The 17,416-nt window shown below is 53.1% G+C and carries 18 protein-coding genes; 6 read left to right on the top strand and 12 right to left on the bottom strand.

From position 1 onward, the window contains the following. A partial coding sequence (locus J5224_RS16915; RefSeq protein WP_264626480.1) for an RHS repeat-associated core domain-containing protein occupies nucleotides 1-1,650 on the top strand: 1,650 nt, incomplete at its 5' end. 134 nt (nucleotides 1,651-1,784) lie between these two features. Here J5224_RS16915 and fpr read toward each other — a convergent pair. From fpr to J5224_RS16900, 3 genes are all read right to left on the bottom strand, one after another. Continuing rightward, the gene (gene fpr, locus J5224_RS16910) at nucleotides 1,785-2,531 is read right to left on the bottom strand and encodes a ferredoxin--NADP(+) reductase (RefSeq protein ID WP_264626482.1); all 747 of its coding nucleotides are present in this window, start codon (nucleotides 2,529-2,531) and stop codon (nucleotides 1,785-1,787) included. Nucleotides 2,532-2,672: 141 nt separating this feature from the next. Next, a complete protein-coding gene (glpX, locus tag J5224_RS16905) occupies nucleotides 2,673-3,683 on the bottom strand; it encodes a class II fructose-bisphosphatase (protein ID WP_264626479.1) in 1,011 nt (336 codons plus the stop codon). Nucleotides 3,684-3,862: 179 nt separating this feature from the next. Beyond that, entirely contained in the window at nucleotides 3,863-5,146 is a 1,284-nt protein-coding gene (locus J5224_RS16900) for an MFS transporter (protein WP_264626478.1), read from the bottom strand. Nucleotides 5,147-5,272: 126 nt separating this feature from the next. Between J5224_RS16900 and J5224_RS16895 the strand changes: the two genes are divergently transcribed. Continuing rightward, nucleotides 5,273-5,419: a hypothetical protein gene (locus J5224_RS16895; RefSeq protein WP_264626477.1), complete on the top strand. Its 147-nt coding sequence runs from the start codon at nucleotides 5,273-5,275 to the stop codon at nucleotides 5,417-5,419. Between the two features lie 52 nt (nucleotides 5,420-5,471). Beyond that, nucleotides 5,472-5,597, top strand: a complete 126-nt coding sequence (locus J5224_RS16890) for a hypothetical protein (RefSeq protein ID WP_264626476.1) — start codon at nucleotides 5,472-5,474, stop codon at nucleotides 5,595-5,597. On the opposite strand, the gene J5224_RS16885 is transcribed toward J5224_RS16890, so the two are convergent. Then, nucleotides 5,567-6,556, bottom strand: a complete 990-nt coding sequence (locus tag J5224_RS16885; RefSeq protein ID WP_264626475.1) for a substrate-binding domain-containing protein — start codon at nucleotides 6,554-6,556, stop codon at nucleotides 5,567-5,569. The genes J5224_RS16890 and J5224_RS16885 overlap by 31 nt on opposite strands. A gap of 430 nt (nucleotides 6,557-6,986) precedes the next feature. Here J5224_RS16885 and idnO point away from each other — a divergent pair, with 430 nt between their 5' ends. Further along, nucleotides 6,987-7,751: a gluconate 5-dehydrogenase gene (idnO, locus tag J5224_RS16880; RefSeq protein WP_264626474.1), complete on the top strand. Its 765-nt coding sequence runs from the start codon at nucleotides 6,987-6,989 to the stop codon at nucleotides 7,749-7,751. A gap of 25 nt (nucleotides 7,752-7,776) precedes the next feature. Further along, nucleotides 7,777-8,307, top strand: coding sequence for a gluconokinase (locus J5224_RS16875; RefSeq protein WP_264626473.1), 531 nt, complete (start codon nucleotides 7,777-7,779; stop codon nucleotides 8,305-8,307). A 48-nt stretch (nucleotides 8,308-8,355) separates the two neighbouring features. Here the strand turns inward: J5224_RS16875 and glpK are convergent, their stop codons facing one another. Together glpK and J5224_RS16865 are read right to left on the bottom strand one after the other, a co-directional pair. Next, the gene (gene glpK, locus J5224_RS16870; protein WP_264626472.1) at nucleotides 8,356-9,864 is read right to left on the bottom strand and encodes a glycerol kinase GlpK; all 1,509 of its coding nucleotides are present in this window, start codon (nucleotides 9,862-9,864) and stop codon (nucleotides 8,356-8,358) included. A gap of 53 nt (nucleotides 9,865-9,917) precedes the next feature. Next, nucleotides 9,918-10,757 carry an MIP/aquaporin family protein gene (locus J5224_RS16865; RefSeq protein ID WP_264626471.1) on the bottom strand — a complete coding sequence of 280 codons (840 nt, stop codon included), beginning with the start codon at nucleotides 10,755-10,757 and terminating at the stop codon, nucleotides 9,918-9,920. A 529-nt stretch (nucleotides 10,758-11,286) separates the two neighbouring features. On the opposite strand from J5224_RS16865, the gene zapB reads away from it, so the two are divergent. Continuing rightward, complete coding sequence (gene zapB / locus J5224_RS16860) at nucleotides 11,287-11,526, top strand: septal ring assembly protein ZapB (RefSeq protein WP_222159137.1); 240 nt, start codon at nucleotides 11,287-11,289, stop codon at nucleotides 11,524-11,526. A gap of 65 nt (nucleotides 11,527-11,591) precedes the next feature. On the opposite strand, the gene rraA is transcribed toward zapB, so the two are convergent. The 6 genes from rraA to cytR form a co-directional block, all read right to left on the bottom strand. Beyond that, nucleotides 11,592-12,077, bottom strand: coding sequence for a ribonuclease E activity regulator RraA (gene rraA / locus J5224_RS16855; protein ID WP_264626470.1), 486 nt, complete (start codon nucleotides 12,075-12,077; stop codon nucleotides 11,592-11,594). Between the two features lie 107 nt (nucleotides 12,078-12,184). Next, the gene (locus tag J5224_RS16850) at nucleotides 12,185-13,102 is read right to left on the bottom strand and encodes a 1,4-dihydroxy-2-naphthoate polyprenyltransferase (protein WP_264626469.1); all 918 of its coding nucleotides are present in this window, start codon (nucleotides 13,100-13,102) and stop codon (nucleotides 12,185-12,187) included. Nucleotides 13,103-13,260: 158 nt separating this feature from the next. Beyond that, nucleotides 13,261-14,592, bottom strand: a complete 1,332-nt coding sequence (gene hslU / locus J5224_RS16845; RefSeq protein WP_264626468.1) for an HslU--HslV peptidase ATPase subunit — start codon at nucleotides 14,590-14,592, stop codon at nucleotides 13,261-13,263. Between the two features lie 11 nt (nucleotides 14,593-14,603). Next, nucleotides 14,604-15,134: an ATP-dependent protease subunit HslV gene (gene hslV, locus J5224_RS16840; RefSeq protein WP_195313083.1), complete on the bottom strand. Its 531-nt coding sequence runs from the start codon at nucleotides 15,132-15,134 to the stop codon at nucleotides 14,604-14,606. An 87-nt stretch (nucleotides 15,135-15,221) separates the two neighbouring features. Then, nucleotides 15,222-16,079 carry a cell division protein FtsN gene (gene ftsN / locus J5224_RS16835; RefSeq protein ID WP_264626467.1) on the bottom strand — a complete coding sequence of 286 codons (858 nt, stop codon included), beginning with the start codon at nucleotides 16,077-16,079 and terminating at the stop codon, nucleotides 15,222-15,224. Nucleotides 16,080-16,159: 80 nt separating this feature from the next. Next, nucleotides 16,160-17,170, bottom strand: a complete 1,011-nt coding sequence (cytR, locus tag J5224_RS16830; protein WP_413544688.1) for a DNA-binding transcriptional regulator CytR — start codon at nucleotides 17,168-17,170, stop codon at nucleotides 16,160-16,162. Between the last annotated feature and the right edge of the window lie 246 nt (nucleotides 17,171-17,416).

Raw genomic sequence — 17,416 nt, 5'->3', positions numbered from 1 at the left:
CCAGATGCCTATGGTCATGTCATGTCAGGGCAAACCTACCGTTATGATGCGTTGACCAACCTGACGTCGGTGACGACCACACTGGCAGACGGCACCTCGGATACCGCGACGTACCACTATGCGAACCTTCAGGATTCCACTCAACTGACGTCTGTGACCCATACCCACAGCGGTTTTCCGCCGAGTATTGCGTTGCAATACGATGCCAATGGCCGGATGACGCAAGATGATGCCGGAAGGACGCTGGAATATGATGTGATTGGTCGCTTGATTGCCGTCAGTGGCGCAGGTATCAGCGGTGGCGGTTACGGTTATGATGCGCAGAACCAACTGGTGAGCCAGCAGGTGAGCAGCAGCGACACCCGCCAGTTGTATTATCGGGCAGATGAACGGGTGAATGAGGAATTGGTGCAACAAAACCGGCAGCTACGGCTGATCAAAGCGGTACATGCCTGCCTGGGTGTCAATGACGGCACGCGCCTGACGCTGACAGGCACCGATAGCAATGCCAGCCTGCTGTGGTCGCGGGAGGGGGGGCAGCCAACGGGCAATCTGCATGCCTGGTCACCTTACGGCAGTGGAGACGTGACCGACCTGTTGCCCGGTTTTAACGGTGAGCGCGTCGATCCGGTGAGTGGCACCTACCACCTTGGTAACGGCTATCGTGCGTACAATCCGGTACTGATGCGTTTTAACTGCCCGGATAGCCTGAGCCCGTTCGGTGCCGGGGGCATCAACCCGTATGCCTACTGTGCTGGCGATCCGATAAATTACACCGATCCGTCGGGCCATCTGAGCTGGCAGGCGATAACCGGCATTATTGCCGGGGCCATCGGCATCGCGCTGGCGGCCTTCACTGCCGGGGCATCTATCGCGGCAGCAGGGGGGGTGATAGCGGCGATTAATGCGGCATCAACGACATCCTTGGTTGTGGGGGGGCTAGCCGTGGCGGCAGATGTTACTGCAATTGCCAGCGGTGCGACAGAGGTCGTGAATCCAGAAGCTTCGGGCGTGTTGGGATGGATGTCACTGGGATTAGGGGTTGCAGGTTTGGGCTCATCGACGATTATGCACTTTACTCGCTATTCTCGTTACATGGCTAGGCATGAAAGAGAGATGTTCGCAGGGCTAAATCCGAGTGAGCAAAGATTCTACAATTTGTTCCGGGAACATAATGTTCCTCCAGAAGCCGCAGCTAGCTTTGCCCGTAATGCTTTTGCTGAACATATGAGGGGGCAGCAAAACCCAAGAGCAAGACCAAGACCTCAGGCTAGCGGTGCAAGCTCAAGAGCTCAGGCTAGTGGTGCAAGCTCGAGGGCTCAGGATAATGGCGCAAGCTCGAGGGCTCAGGCTGGCAACAGACAGCGCCGAATTTACAACAATGTTGCCAGAGAAAATAGTGAAATAAATGTTCCATCACCAGCAGGTGAATCAACGGAGAATTATTCGTTGATTTATAGGATTATAAATAATAGTGACAATATGAATACCGTTTTCCCACAACAAATGAGTAAAAAGGAATTTAATAAGACGCTTTTACAAGTACACCCTGATAAGGTAGGGAATGTTGAAGTTAAAAGGCATGCTACCCAAGCTTTTCAGATCCTTCAGCAATGGAAGGTCCGGCTCATAAATGAATCCGTTGCTTAATGGAAAATGAAGCATACCCATAAATAATGAGAGTCGCAAAAACGTCGCTTGCGGCGGCCCCTTTGAAAAGTGAGGCCTGGGGATAGGGCGAGTAATAAGTGCAGACAAGGCATCTGGTATAGAACACTATGTCATCACCAATAATGCTCACTGGTAATATGCCCCGGACGGCGACGCAGGTGCTTGGTCATTTCCCGTTGCTCTTTCAGGCATTGCTGGGTATCACGTACCATTTGTGGGTTACCGCACAGCATCACATGGCTGGTTTGCGCATTGAGGGGCAATCCGACCGCCTTCTCCAACGCACCGCTGCTGATAAGCGCCGGAACGCGCCCTGTCAGGGAACCGACCTGTGTTTCCCGGCTGATGACCGTTTGTATCCGCAGTTTATCGCCGTAACGCTGCTGTAGCTGCTGCATCTTGGGTAAGTAGCTAAGGTCATTGGCAAAACGCGCCGCGTGCACTAACACAATGTGTTGGAAACGCTCCAGATCCTTCCCTTCCTCTAAAATCGACAGATAAGGGCCGATGGCAGTGCCGGTCGCGAGCATCCACAGCGTGTCGCAGTCAGGGATTTCTTCCAGCACAAAGAAACCTGCCGCTTCTTTGGTGATTTCCAGTGGCATTCCGGGTTGCAGAGCATGTAAATGTGGGCTGAGCTTGCCGTCCGGCACTGTGACCAGATAAAACTCAAGAGTGGAATTACTGGGGGCATTCACGTAGGAATAGGCGCGTTGAATGCGTTCACCGCCAATTTCCAATCCCAGTTTGGCGTACTGGCCCGCCGTAAACGCGGCAATCGGCGCCTGAACCTGAATGCTGAAAAGGCTGTCCGTCCAATTTGTTACCTGAATAACGTTACCGGTTACCCACTCTGCCATAGTGCTGTGCTCCTGATGTTTTTCGGCCATTCAGGCCATCCCCCTTACGAAACAGTGCGTCAGGGGAGAGGGCCTTTACGATACGCGATTCTTTAACAACAGTGAAACAATTGCTGCGATAGCGGTTGTGAATTCATGCTATTACAGCAGGAAATCATGCAACGCGGGATCTTTGCGATCGAGATAATGTGTTGAACGAATACGCCGGATAGTGCGTGATTTGCCGCGAATCAGCAGGGTTTCGGTGGTGGCGATGTTACCCCGACGGGCAATCCCTTCCAACAGGTCGCCTTTGGTGATGCCGGTCGCCGAGAAGATCACATTGTCATTACGCGCCATATCGCTCAGCGTGAGTACGCGTCCGGCTTCGATCCCCATTTCTGCACAACGTTCCAACTCGCGCTCGCCCAAACGGCGATTTTCCTCGCTGTCCCCTTTCACCTGATGACGTGCCAGCAGGCGACCTTGCATATCGCCATCCAGCGCACGGATCACCGCAGCAGAAATCACCCCTTCCGGCGCGCCGCCGATGCCATACAGCACATCGACTTCGCTGTCAGGCATACAGGTCAAAATCGAGGCGGCGACGTCACCGTCGGGAATGGCAAACACTTTCACGCCCAGTTGTTGCATCTCGGCAATCACCCCATCGTGGCGCGGTTTCGCCAGTGTGATCACCGTAAGCTGCTGTAACGGTTTGCCAATTTTGATGGCGATATTGCGCAGGTTATCCGCCAGTGGCAGTGCCAGGTTGATAGCACCTTTGGCCTGCGGGCCGACGATCAGCTTTTCCATGTACATGTCAGGCGCGTGCAGAAAGGTATCTTTTTCACCAACGGCCAGTACGGCGAGCGCATTGGCTTGCCCCATCGCCGTCATTCGTGTGCCTTCAATGGGATCGACGGCGATATCCACCGCATCGCCCACGCCGGTGCCGACCTGCTCACCGATGTAAAGCATGGGGGCTTCGTCGATCTCACCTTCACCGATCACGATCTGCCCGTTGATATCAACCTGATTGAGCATGATGCGCATGGCCTGCACCGCCGCACCATCGGCGGCATTTTTATCGCCACGGCCAAGCCATTTGTAGCCTGCCAGCGCGGCAGCTTCTGTCACGCGGGAAAACTCAATCGCCAATTCACGTTTCATGGATACCTGTCTGTTGTGTCATAGGAAAAGGGGGAATTGAGCGCAATTTTACCACACTCGCTGCGGGCGGGAGCAGGATGATATCAAGGGAGTGGTGAATGCGTCGGGAAACACGGACATGCATAATACGGGTTTGCCAGCGACCTTTGACGCCGCTCAGCCGAGCGGCGTCATTCGTATTAACGGTGTGAAGCGGCGAGTTGGGCTTTTTTCTCACTGCCCGGCGCTTTCACCGTGATGGTTAAAAGTACCGAGAGCAGCAAGGCAACGGCCATAAAGCTATAGGACATGCTCGGGTTACCGGTAATGCCGTTGAGGTAACCAACCAGCCAGGCACCGAGGAATGCGCCCAGTGCGCCAAAGCTGTTGATCAAACCAATCGATACCCCAGAAACGTTTTTAGGCAACAGTTCAGGAATCAGCGCGAAGAACGGACCATAGGGGGCGTACATGCAGGCAGCCGCAACCACTAACAGCGCATAAGACACCCAGAAGTGCTGTGCGCCAATGGCGTAAGAGGTGAAGAAGGCTAACGATGCTACCAACAGCAGGGGCCAGATAAAGCGCTTGCGGTTTTGCATTTTGTCCGACAGCCAGGATACCGTCAGCATCAGCACAATGGCGGCGAAGTAAGGCAGTGCCGAGAGCCAGCCGACGGAAACAATATCCAGTGAGGCCGCCGATTTGAGGATAGAAGGCATCCACATCATAAAGCCGTAAACCCCGATGCTCCAGAAGGCATGTACTGCACACAGAATAATCACGTTGCGTGAACGTAAGGCTTCACCGTAGTTGCGTACCGGCTTGATGTTCTTTTGTTCCGCATCCATCACTGCCTGGAAATCCGCTTTTTCCTGCGCACTCATCCAGGTGACTTCGGACGGCTTATCGCGTACCAGGAACCACCAGATAAACGCCCAGATAATCGCCGGCGCACCTTCGATAATGAACATTTCACGCCAGCCGAACGCATTAATCAGGTAGCCGGAGACGATGGACATCCACAGCACGGTAACCGGATTGCCCAATACCAGGAAGGTGTTGGCGCGCGAGCGTTCTTCTTTGGTGAACCAGGTGCTGATGTAGATCAGCATGGAGGGCATCACCGCCGCCTCTACCACGCCAAGGATGAAACGGATCACCATCAGCATCGGGATATTATTGACTAATCCGGTGGCGGCGGCACACAGCCCCCACAAGATCAGGCTGACAAAAATCAGTTTGCGCACGCTACGTTTAACGGCGTAAATGGAGCCCGGTACCTGAAAGAAGAAGTAGCCGAGAAAGAACAGCGCGCCAATCAGTGAAGAGGTTCCCTTGCTGATGCCCAAATCCACCTCAATACCCGATGCGGCCGCAAAGCCATAATTGGCGCGATCGAGATAGGCGAGGCTATAGGTAATAAAAATGATGGGCATTAAATACCACCAACGCTGAACAGCTAATTTTTTAGTCGTCATCATGGTTACCTGTTTATTTTGCATTGTTATCATCTGCATCTTATCGTGCAGCAGGATAATGTTGAAAAATATTCCTGAATGCCAAATCAAGTGATATGGCATATAATGTTATGTAAAAGGGTTTACGTGATGCGTATTATTAATACGCATCATCTTGCATTGAGATCTATTTTAGAAATAGGTGCTCCGAGTGAATATCAATTAATCAATGGCAAAATAAATATTGCTGATGCTTATTTTGCACTTCACTGTCATCAGGCATTGTTGACGTTATAAATATGAGAACCTTTTTCTGCTTTTATTTTTGTGACATGTATCACTGTAAATCATGTTAAAAAAAGATGTTACTGGCAACGTGATCGGCCTGACATTTGGCGGCGAGTCACGCCGTATTTTGGTGGCAATGACCGCTTTGGCGGGCGGTTACAGCGTGCCGCCCAGCGACAGGCGATAATGCAAATCAACGTATTCTATCGTTGGCAGTTTATTGATTTTTTTGATCAATATTTCTGTTGCCACTTTACCCATTTCAAAACGAGGCGTGACAACGCTGGCAATGGCGGGTGTGGTGGCTTGCCCTATATCCAAGCCGTGGAAACCGGAAATCGCGATGTGACCCGGTATGTTAAGCGACAGGCGCAGGCACTCTTGCAGTACTCCAACGGCGATATCGTCATTGGTACAGAAGATGGCATCAACCTGTGGATACATCTGGCGTATCAGTGCCAGCATATCAGCGCCAATCGACACAGAAGAGACCTTGTTGGGCGAAATTTGCATCGGTTCTAATCCCGCTTCCTGCATGGCGCGGCTATAGCCTTGATAGCGTTTGCGGTCGCGCACATCGGACATGGACCCAAAGTAGAGCACGTGGCGTTTACCGCTGGCCAGAATCGCCACCGTCATATCATAGGCGGCCTGCGTATTGTTGAACCCGACCACAATGCGGCCTGGCAGTGGCTCCAGATCCATCACCTGAGCGACGGGAATATTGGCGGAGTCGAGGTATTTGTTGGCGCGCAGCGTGTGTTCGGAGTCAGTAAGAATCAAGCCAGCGATGTTACAAGACAGCAGATTAACGATCTGCTCTTCTTCCCGCGTTTTATCGTAGTTGTAATTGACCACCAGCGTTTGGTAGCCGTTCAGCGCAGTAACTGATTCAATCCCAGCCAACAGATCGGAGAAAATCTGGTTATTAAAAGAGGGCACCAGAATGCCGATACGCGGGGCGGGCGCTTGTACAGCCTCTTTACGCTCATCGGGGGTGTAATTGACTTCTGCCATCACCTGGGCGATACGCTGTGCGGTTTCAGGCGAGACTTTATCCGGCGTGCGCAGATAACGACTGACGGTCATCTTAGTGACGCCTGATAATTGTGCGATGTCCTGTAACGTAACGCGCTGGTTCTTCATGCAGGAAAGCCCGAGTGTCGCCTGATTCAAAACGAGGATTATGCACTGCCGCTCTGGAAAAAGGGAAGCGTGTTACTGGAATACCTCTTGTAACATGGTAATAGACGCGAAAATAATAAGTATTTTTCGGGTGTTAGCGTGAGGGGAACGAACGGTAGTTGATATTCCAGTAGAAATACGCGCGAAGGATCACGTAAAAAGTAACCTCCTTTCGTAACATGATATTGAGTGATCTCCCTCACAGTTTTGCTGGCAATAAACCGGTTTGATAATAAGGCGTCTGGCATTGGCGATGTTATTTGTGCCGCTGTTATTTTTAACGACAGCGGTGCTCCACATTATCACTTATTGAGCCCTCTTCTCAGTGGGCTCTGAGTTCCTTATCGCTATCAATAGGACATGCCGTTCTATTATTTATCGGGAAAGCATAATGAAAGATCTTTTTTCGTTGACGAATAAAAAAGTCCTTATTACGGGGTCAGCGCAGGGTATTGGTTTTCTGTTGGCGCAAGGTTTAGCTGAGCAAGGTGCCGATATTATTATCAACGATATTACTGACGATCGCGCTCAACATGCTGCCAGCCAATTACGTGATGCCGGTTTTGTGGCAGATGCCTGCGCCTTTGATGTGACCAATGGGCAGGCTGTTAATAACGCCATTGCTGATATTGAAAAAAATATTGGTGCAATCGACGTGCTGATTAACAACGCGGGCATTCAACGCCGTCACCCTTTCACCGAGTTTCCTGAAAAGGAATGGGATGCGGTGATCGACGTCAACCAGAAATCCGTATTTCTGGTTTCTCAGGCGGTATCTCGCTTTATGGTGAAACGGCAGCGCGGCAAGATTATTAATATCTGCTCAATGCAGAGTGAGCTTGGGCGGGACACCATTACTCCCTATGCGGCCTCTAAAGGGGCGGTGAAAATGCTGACGCGGGGTATGTGCGTTGAGCTGGCGCGTTATAACATTCAGGTCAATGGTATTGCGCCGGGTTATTTCAAAACCGACATGACCAAAGCGCTGGTCGAGGATGAGGCCTTTACCCAATGGCTGTGTAAACGTACGCCTGCGGCACGCTGGGGTAACCCGGAAGAGCTGATCGGCGCGGCGGTTTATCTCTCCTCACGCGCCTCTGATTTTGTTAACGGACATCTGTTGTTTGTTGATGGCGGCATGCTGGTTGCTGTTTAGGCCCGCGGTGTAACAAGGAGCCGTTATGGCAGGACAATGTGTGGTGATCATGGGCGTATCCAGCACGGGAAAATCGAGCGTGGGTGCGCAACTGGCACAGCGGTTAGGGGCCAAGTTCATCGATGGTGACGATCTGCACCCGCGTCACAATATTCTCAAGATGTCACAGGGGCAGGCGCTGAATGATGATGACCGTGAGCCCTGGCTTGAACGGTTGAACGATGTGATTTTCAGCCTGCAACAAAAGAATGAGACGGGTATTCTGGTCTGTTCGTCGCTGAAAAAGCGCTACCGCGATCGGTTGAGGAAGGATAATCACGGTATCACCTTTCTCTGGCTGACGGGGGATTATGCGCTGGTGTTGGCGCGTATGCAGCAGCGTAAAGGCCATTTCATGCCGGAAAGTTTGCTAAAAAGTCAGTTTATGGCGCTGGAAACGCCACAGGCAGACGAACCGGATGTGGTGGCGGTAGATATCTCAGCACCCGTCGACGGCGTGGTACAGCGCTGTATTAATGCGCTGACACCCGAGCAATTAGCCGTTATCGGTGAATAAAAAAAGGGCGCAGCTATCGCTGCGCCCTTGATGCTTTCTCTACGGCAATTATTCGTGATCTTCCCACGCTTGAGCACGTGCTACGGCTTTCTTCCAGCCGCTGTAACGGTAGTTACGCTCCACGGTTTCAATGCTGGGGCGGAATTCACGTTCAATCGTTGCCTTGCTCTTCACTTCATCCAAATCATTCCAGAACCCGGTAGCCAGACCTGCCAGGAACGCAGCACCCAGTGCGGTGGATTCGCGCACTTCAGGGCGTTCTACGCGGGTGCCGAGGATATCGGACTGGAACTGCATCAGGAAGTTGTTAGCAACCGCACCGCCGTCAACGCGCAGTGATTGCAGACGTGTGCCTGAATCCGCTTGCATGGCATCCAGCACGTCACGCGTTTGATACGCAATGGATTCCAGCGTAGCGCGGATGATGTGGTTGGAGTTCACGCCACGCGTCAGGCCGAAGATGGCACCACGGGCATACGGGTCCCAATACGGTGCGCCCAGCCCGGTAAAGGCAGGAACCACGTAGACACCGTTGGAATCTTTCACTTTGGTGGCGAAATATTCGGAGTCCATGGATTCACCGATCAGTTTCAGTTCATCACGCAGCCATTGAATAGAAGCACCGCCCACAAACACGGAACCTTCCAGCGCGTAGTTCACTTCGCCACGCGGGCCGCAAGCGATGGTGGTCAGCAGACCATGCTGGGATTTCACCGGCTCTTTGCCGGTGTTCATCAGCAGGAAGCAGCCTGTACCGTAGGTATTTTTCGCCATGCCCGGCTGAACGCAAAGCTGGCCGTAAAGTGCGGCTTGCTGGTCGCCTGCGATACCGGCGATAGGAATACGCGTGCCGCCTTTACCGCCGATGTTGGTTTGACCGTAGACTTCGGAAGAAGGACGCACTTGCGGCAGCATAACGCGTGGAATATCCAGCGCTTCTAGCATGCGGTCGTCCCAGTCCAGCGTCTTGATGTTGAACAGCATGGTACGTGAGGCGTTTGTGTAATCGGTCACGTGTACGCGACCCTGGGTCATTTTCCAAATCAACCAGGTATCAATGGTGCCGAACAGCAGTTCGCCACGTTTGGCGCGTTCGCGAGCCCCTTCCACGTTGTCCAGAATCCACTTCACCTTGGTGCCGGAGAAGTAAGGGTCAACCACCAGGCCAGTATTGGTACGGATGTAATCTTCCAGGCCTTGTTTTTTCAGGGTTTCACAGATATCAGCGGTGCGGCGGCACTGCCATACGATAGCGTTGTAAATCGGTTTGCCCGTCTCTTTTTCCCACACCACCGTGGTTTCACGCTGGTTGGTGATACCGATACCGGCGACTTCATCAGAGCTGATATCAGCTTTGGCCAGCACTTCAACCAGCGTGGCGCTTTGCGTTGCCCAGATTTCCATCGGGTCGTGTTCAACCCAGCCCGCTTTGGGGTAGATCTGGGTGAATTCGCGCTGGGAGATAGCAATGATGTTGGCATCATGATCGAGTATGACGGCGCGGGAGCTGGTAGTACCCTGATCCAGCGCGACAATGTATTTTTTTTCCGGTGTCATAGGTTCTAATCCTGTTATGTAGCGGGTAAAAAAGCGTATGCCGTGGGCGTCGCTTAGCGTGCTTCAGTGCGCTGCGTTTCTTTGTCTTCTACTTCGCAGACATCGCAAGGCAAATTACGACCAATCAGAGCACGGTAGCCGAAGGCGCCCAGACAGGCCCCAATGATTGGTCCGAAAATCGGCACGAGGAAATACGGAATATCACGCGCGCCGGTAAAGGCCACTTGTCCCCAGCCTGCCAGATAGGCAAACAGCTTCGGACCGAAGTCACGTGCAGGGTTTAATGCAAACCCGGTCAACGGACCCATAGAAGCACCGATGACTGCGATTAGGATACCGATCAGCAGCGGTGCTAACGGACCGCGCGGTACGCCGTTGCCATCGTCGGTCAGCGCCAAAATCAAACACATCAGTACGGCGGTGATAACCATTTCAACGATAAATGCCTGGAAGACTGAAATCTGCGGGTGTGGATACGTCGAGAACGTGCCCGCCAGATTTAAACTTTCCACACTACCGCGCACGATGTTGTGAGTCTGTTCAAAATCTGCGAATAAATTGTGATAAAGGCCGTAAACCAGGGCCGCGGCGCAAAAGGCACCCGCCACTTGCGCAATGATGTAAGGCACCACCTTGCGTGCGTCGAAGCAGGCAAACAGCCACAGGGCGATGGTGACCGCCGGGTTGAGGTGGGCCCCGGAAATGGCAGCAGTCAGGTAGACCGCCATCGCGACGCCCAGACCCCAGACGGCGCTGATTTCCCACTGACCAAAGCTGGCACCGGCAAGTTTCAACGCTGCCACGCAACCCACTCCAAAGAAGATTAGCAGACCGGTGCCGAGAAACTCGGCGATGCATTGGCCTTTTAAGGTTGGCACTCTTGATTGACTCATAATGGTTTCCTGTTTACGGGGCTACAGAGTTATGTTCAGGCCGCTGACATAGAGCGACCCTGTATATAATGTGTGGACGATGTGAATTTATCGTTAATGCTCGAAAACGAGAAATATCGAAATCAAAATGTGTGTTGTTCGTCATAAAAATGAGCGTATTCGCCTATCAAAGCACAGCTGTGCGGTTACTTACGCCCGTTTCATGTTAACGGCGGCGTTAACGTTGTTAACATGAAACGGGTGGGGCAGAAGGGTCGCGCGCAAATTATTGCGCTAGCAAGTAAGGAATTTCGGTTTGCACTGATTGCATCGTCAAAAAAAACCAACAAGATGCTCACCACAGTGGATGCCTGCTAGACAGCGCCCTGACAGCCCCATACAATTTGCTGATACACTGAACGAAAGAGACGTGCTGGTGGAGTGCCATCCTTAACGCAAGCGTGATAGCGAGCGTAGGTGAAACGGGATTGGTATGGGAAGGGGAGATAGTACGCCTCATTGGTGCCTTGCGATTAAAAGGGGTTGAAGAATGTCATTTGAAGTGTTTGAGAAACTGGAAGCCAAAGTTCAGCAAGCGATTGATACCATTACATTATTGCAAATGGAAATCGAAGAGCTGAAAGAAAAGAACGGTCAGTTGAGCCAGGAAGTACAACAGGCCGCTGAATCCCGTGAAACGCTGGTGCGTGAAAACGAACACTTGAAAGAAGAACAGGTTGTCTGGCAGGAACGCCTGCGCGCGCTGCTGGGCAAGATGGAAGAAGTCTAAGCGATAAACGCAAAAGTCAAAAAAGGGCGCATTGCGCCCTTTTTTATCAATATCTTACTGCCGAGCTATTCGATATCCAGTGGATCTTCCGACAGGATAATACCGGTATTGTCGGCATACAGATGATCGCCGGAGAAGAAGGTCACGCCGCCGAAATTGACGCGAATATCGCTTTCGCCAACCCCTTCGCTGGCGGCACCCGCCGGAATGGCAGCCATCGCCTGAATGCCGATATCCAACTCTTCCAGATCGTCCACCTGGCGCACCGCACCGTAGACGACGATGCCTTCCCAGGCGCTTTGTGTCGCCAGACGGGCCAGTTCAGCATCGATTAGCGCACGACGCACAGAACCGCCGCCATCCACCAGAAGTACACGGCCTACACCGCTCTCTTCCAGCACATCGTAGAGGAGGCCGTTATCCTCAAAGCATTTCACCGTGGTGATTTTGCCACCAAAGGAAGTGCGTCCTCCAAAGTTGGAAAACAGAGGTTCAACAACATTCACCTCTTCGTGATAGATATCGCACAGCTCGGAAGTATCGTATTTCATCGGATTTACGTCAGTTTGCCGCCGGGATCCTGAGTATATCCCTTAAAGGCAAGTGTTGGCAAAATCATCAAATGTTAACTTGATGCGTATCAGTAAATACTCGGCGCTTAGCTGAGCATCACACCCACAGCAAACAGTAAATTGGTCAACAGCGCGCCCTTGACGGTTTTTTCCAGCATGGGACGCATACTGAACGGACTGATTTCACGGCGTACATAGGCAGCCTGCTTGAGCAGCAGCGGCAGGGTCAGGATAAACAACCAACCAGCCAGCGTGTGCAGATAAAACATCGCAAACAGGGCCAGGCACAGCGGCGCGGTCAGCAACAGCAGGGAATGGTAGCAACGGGCACGCTGTGCGCCGAGGCGAACGGCCAGCGTATTTTTACCGCTGAGCCGATCGTTGTCGATATCGCGCAAATTGTTGATGTTCAGCACCGCCGTCGCGAGCAGGCCGCAGGCGGTGGCGGGCAGCATCACGATGCTGTCAAAATGGCCGGTTTGCAGGTAATAGGAGCCTGCGACGCTGAGCCAGCCAAAGAAAATCATGACGGATATGTCACCCAGCCCCATATAACCGTAGGGTTTATTGCCCACGGTATAGGTAATGGCGGCGACCATCGCCAGCACACCAAGGATCAGAAAGCCGACGATATCCGAGGGTTTCTCGCACGCCATAATGACCAGTGACAGACCGGACACGATGGTCAGCACCACGGTGACGATCAGCGCCATGCGCAACTGCGACAGCGAGATAACGCCGGTTTGGATACCGCGCAATGGCCCAATGCGGGTTTCGGTATCGCTGCCTTTTACCGCATCACCGTAATCATTCGCCAGATTGGAGAGGATTTGCAGCAGTCCGGCGGTCAGGAGCGCCATCAGCGCGATGCCTGGTTTAAAATTGTTGTGCCAACTGGCAATGGCGGAGCCCGTCACAATGGATGCAAACGCGAGGGGAAGCGTTTTCGGACGCAAGCTGTCCAGCCAGGCTTTGGTTTTGCTGCTTTGGGTTGATAAGGTCATGATACGTTTCGTTTTTTCAATGCAATGTCTGTCGCATGCATGTGTTAATGAGAAGTCCAGTCCATGAGCGCTGGCCAGAAACGCAAATGGGAGGCATCAGCCTCCCATCATTTGCCAAACAGAGCGTTTGCGCAACAGGACAATCCGAATTGTAGGGATTATAAGATAAAACGGCTCAGATCTTCATCTGCTACGAGCTCGTCGAGGTGACTACGCACGTATTCTGCGTCCACGCTAACAGTTTGGCCGCTCATTTCGCTGGCATCGTAAGAGATTTCTTCGATCAAACGCTCCAAAACCGTATGCAGACGACGTGCGCCGATGTTCTCGGTGCGCTCGTTGACCTGCCAGGCCGCTTCGGCAATCCGGCGAATGCCGTCCGTGGTGAAGGCGATATCCACGCCTTCGGTTGCCAGCAACGCTTTATACTGCTCCGTCAGTGATGCGCTCGGTTCCGTTAGGATGCGTTCGAAGTCTTCCGTGGTCAGCGCTTGCAGCTCAACGCGGATAGGTAAACGTCCTTGCAGCTCGGGGATCAGATCCGACGGGCTGGAAACCTGGAACGCACCGGAGGCGATAAACAGAATGTGATCGGTTTTCACCATGCCGTGTTTGGTGGAGACCGTACAGCCTTCCACCAGCGGCAGCAGGTCGCGCTGCACCCCTTCACGAGAGACATCCGGGCCGGAGGTTTCCCCGCGTTTGCAGATTTTATCGATTTCATCGATAAACACGATACCGTGTTGTTCAACGGACTCGATAGCCTGCTGTTTCAGCTCTTCCGGGTTCACCAGTTTGGCAGCTTCTTCTTCGATCAGCAGCTTGAAGGCGTCTTTGATTTTCATCTTGTGCGCTTTCTGCTTTTGACCCGCCAGATTCTGGAACATGGACTGCAACTGATTGGTCATCTCTTCCATGCCGGGAGGGGCCATGATTTCAACGCCCATTGGGGTAGCTGCCAGATTGATTTCAATTTCTTTGTCATCTAACTGCCCTTCACGCAGTTTTTTGCGGAAGGCCTGACGCGCCGCGGACGGCTCTTGCGGCTCTTCCGGCTGGCCCCAGTTATTTTTTGCCGGGGGAATCAGCGCATCCAGAATGCGTTCTTCAGCCATCTCTTCAGCGCGGAAGCGGTTTTTTTCCAGCGATTGCTGGCGCATCATCTTGATGGCCGCATCCGTCAGATCGCGGATGATGGAGTCCACTTCTTTACCGACATAGCCGACTTCGGTGAATTTAGTGGCTTCCACTTTGATAAACGGGGCGTTGGCCAGTTTGGCCAGACGACGGGCAATCTCCGTTTTACCAACGCCGGTCGGTCCGATCATCAGGATGTTCTTGGGTGTCACTTCATGGCGTAACGCGTCGGAAAGTTGCATACGGCGCCAGCGGTTACGCAATGCGATTGCCACCGCACGTTTGGCCTTGTGCTGACCGATGATGTAGCTGTCTAGCTCGCTAACGATTTCGCGCGGGGTCATTTCAGACATGATGTCATTCCTTACGCCTTGGAGGCTAATTCTTCAATCGTGTGGAACTGGTTGGTGTAGATGCAGATGTCGCCTGCGATACCCAGCGATTTTTCAACAATCTCGCGCGCGCTGAGTTCAGTGTTCTCCAGCAGCGCTCTGGCTGCGGCTTGCGCATACGGGCCGCCAGAACCGATAGCAATCAAATCGTTTTCCGGTTGAATCACATCGCCGTTACCGGTGATGATAAGCGACGCGTTTTCGTCTGCGACGGCCAGCAGTGCCTCCAGACGGCGCAGCATGCGGTCGGTGCGCCAGTCTTTTGCCAATTCTACGGCGGCCTTGACCAGATGGCCTTGATGCAGTTCCAGCTTGCGTTCAAACAGCTCGAACAGCGTAAAGGCGTCCGCGGTGCCGCCCGCAAAGCCCGCGATCACGTTGTCGTTGTACAGGCGGCGGACTTTGCGCACGTTGCCCTTCATGACCGTGTTTCCCAATGTGGCTTGGCCGTCGCCGCCAATCACCACGTGGCCGTTGCGACGTACACTTACTATAGTTGTCACGTGTCGATCCCCGCTAGATAAGGAAAAAGAACCCCACAGTGCTGTGGGGCATATTAATGTCGTAGATGGGGGACCGCTTAGGCGTTTTCAACCCCCGGCAGCGAGAGGAATGCAGTTTGCTGCGCCAGCATCTTTCAAGCGCGATAACATTTTGTCGGCGGTGGCGCGATCTTTATACGGTCCTAAAGTGATGCGATTCCAACCGCCACTGCTGGCGATGCGGCTTTCAATACCGGCAAAAGCCAACTGCGCGCGCACCGATTCTGCCGGTTCCAACGTTTTAAACGAACCACATTGCACCATCCAGCGCTGCGTTTTTTCTGGTTTGGGCGCTTCCGGCTGCTTCACGGTTTCCACTGGTTTTGGCGTTTCCTGCTTAGGCGTGGCAGGCTGTGTCACGGGGGCGGGCGCACGCGTACTCACCGGCGGCTGCGTCACCGTCGGCGTGGTGGCTACCGGCGGTATCACCACGGTTTTGGGCGCAGTAATGGTGACCTGGGAGCGCGGCACCGGCGTCTGATCGTTATAAGGCACTTCTGACAGTTGCGTCGGCGCACGGCGCATATCCGCCTGCATCTGTTCTAACAGTTGGCGCTGTTCTTGCGTGAGTTGGACGGGGGATTTGATTTCCCCACCGGAATTGGGTGCCGTTGGTTCAGGAACGCCCAACTGACGATTCTCCAGTTCTTTAATATAACGCCAGCGCTCTTCCGGCTTTGGTGGCAGACCATTGCCGTTGTTGGTGGCGCTGCGCGGTAGCACGGGCGACTCAGCAGGCTTGTTGTTGGCAATAAAATAGAGCCCGCCCGCGAAGGTCACCAGAACGGCAACGGCCAGCATTATCATGAACTTAGAGACGCCCGACGAAGAGCCACCTCTTCGACTGGTTGTCTTTTTTCGTCGTGCGCCTGAGCGCCCACGGCTGACGTAATCTCGTTGTGCCACTGTCGTTTCGCTACAAATGAAATGAAAGATTTAGGGAGCATGTTACTGAACCCTAAAAACTTTGACCAGCACCGGAATTCTTAAACCCGATAACGAGCGTAATTTGGCGTGGCCGTGCTGTCACGAATAACCAGTTTGCTGTTGAGTAACCGTGAACCGCTGGGCACCGGATGGCCCTGCAATTGCTCTAACAGCAGATGCATGGATTCACACCCCAGTTCATAGCGGGGTTGGGCGACGGTGGTGAGCGCTGGGAAACAGTATTGTGCTTGCTCGATATCATCAAAACCCACCAGCGACAGGTCTTTGGGAACATCCAGCTTCATTTTTTTCGCTTGAGAGAGTACGCCCATCGCCATCATGTCACTGTGGCAAAATATGGCGCTGGGCGGTGCCGGGTGCTTCATCAGCATCATCAGCCCGTTCACGCCGGTTTCATAACTGAAGCTGCCGCGATAGATATACTGGTTATCCACTTGAATGCCGCTGCGACGCAGCGCCTGAATATACCCTTGCAAGCGGTATTCGCTCAGATGCATGTTTTCGGGGCCCGCGATACAGGCAATACGACGATGTCCGAGCCGGTGCAGATAATAAACGGCATCAAAGGCGGCGGTGAGATTATCGATGTGCACCGTCGGCAATTCCAGATCGGGGGAGAACTCGTTAACCATCACCATTGGTGGCAGGTTGCGCCGCTCTTCTTTACTGGCGCTAAACGGCAGATTGGCCCCAAGCAGCAGCATGCCATCAATCTGCTTGGTGATAATCAAATCCACGAAGGATTTCTCTTTGTGATGCTGATGGGCGCAATCGCCAATCAGTACCAGATAGCCTTGTTTCGCGGCGGTTTCTTCGATACCACGCAGGACATCGGTAAAAAAGGGATCGCAAATATCTGGCACAATCGCGAGCAGCGTGCGTGATTCGCTGCGTTTTACGTGACGGGCAAGCGCATGCGGCGCGTAACCCACGGTGAGCACGGCTTGTTCAACCCGCTTACGCGTTTGGCTCGAGACCTTCTCCGGGTTCATTAACGTTCGGGAGACGGTGGCCGTCGATACACCCGCGACCTCTGCCACGTCTTTCATCGTCGCCGGCGTGGTGTCATTTTTATAGTCCAACGCGGTTCTCCTTGCATCGTATGCGATTGGCGAACAAGACGGCGGCACGCACACCGCCCAATTTTTTGCCCAGCAGGCTTATATCACCCATTTTGCTAAGGATACTGTTTCTCTGCCTACGCTTAACAGATGGCGCGCAAGTTTTGCTGCTCAGATTGCATAAAAGATGTGACGGATGTCGTTTTTTCGGCACCGTTCGCATTTTTTCGCGGT

It is taken from the genome of Candidatus Symbiopectobacterium sp. NZEC135 (assembly GCF_025962695.1).
The sequence above is the reverse complement of the archived record's forward strand: the minus strand, read 5'-3'. Positions and strand labels throughout refer to the sequence as shown.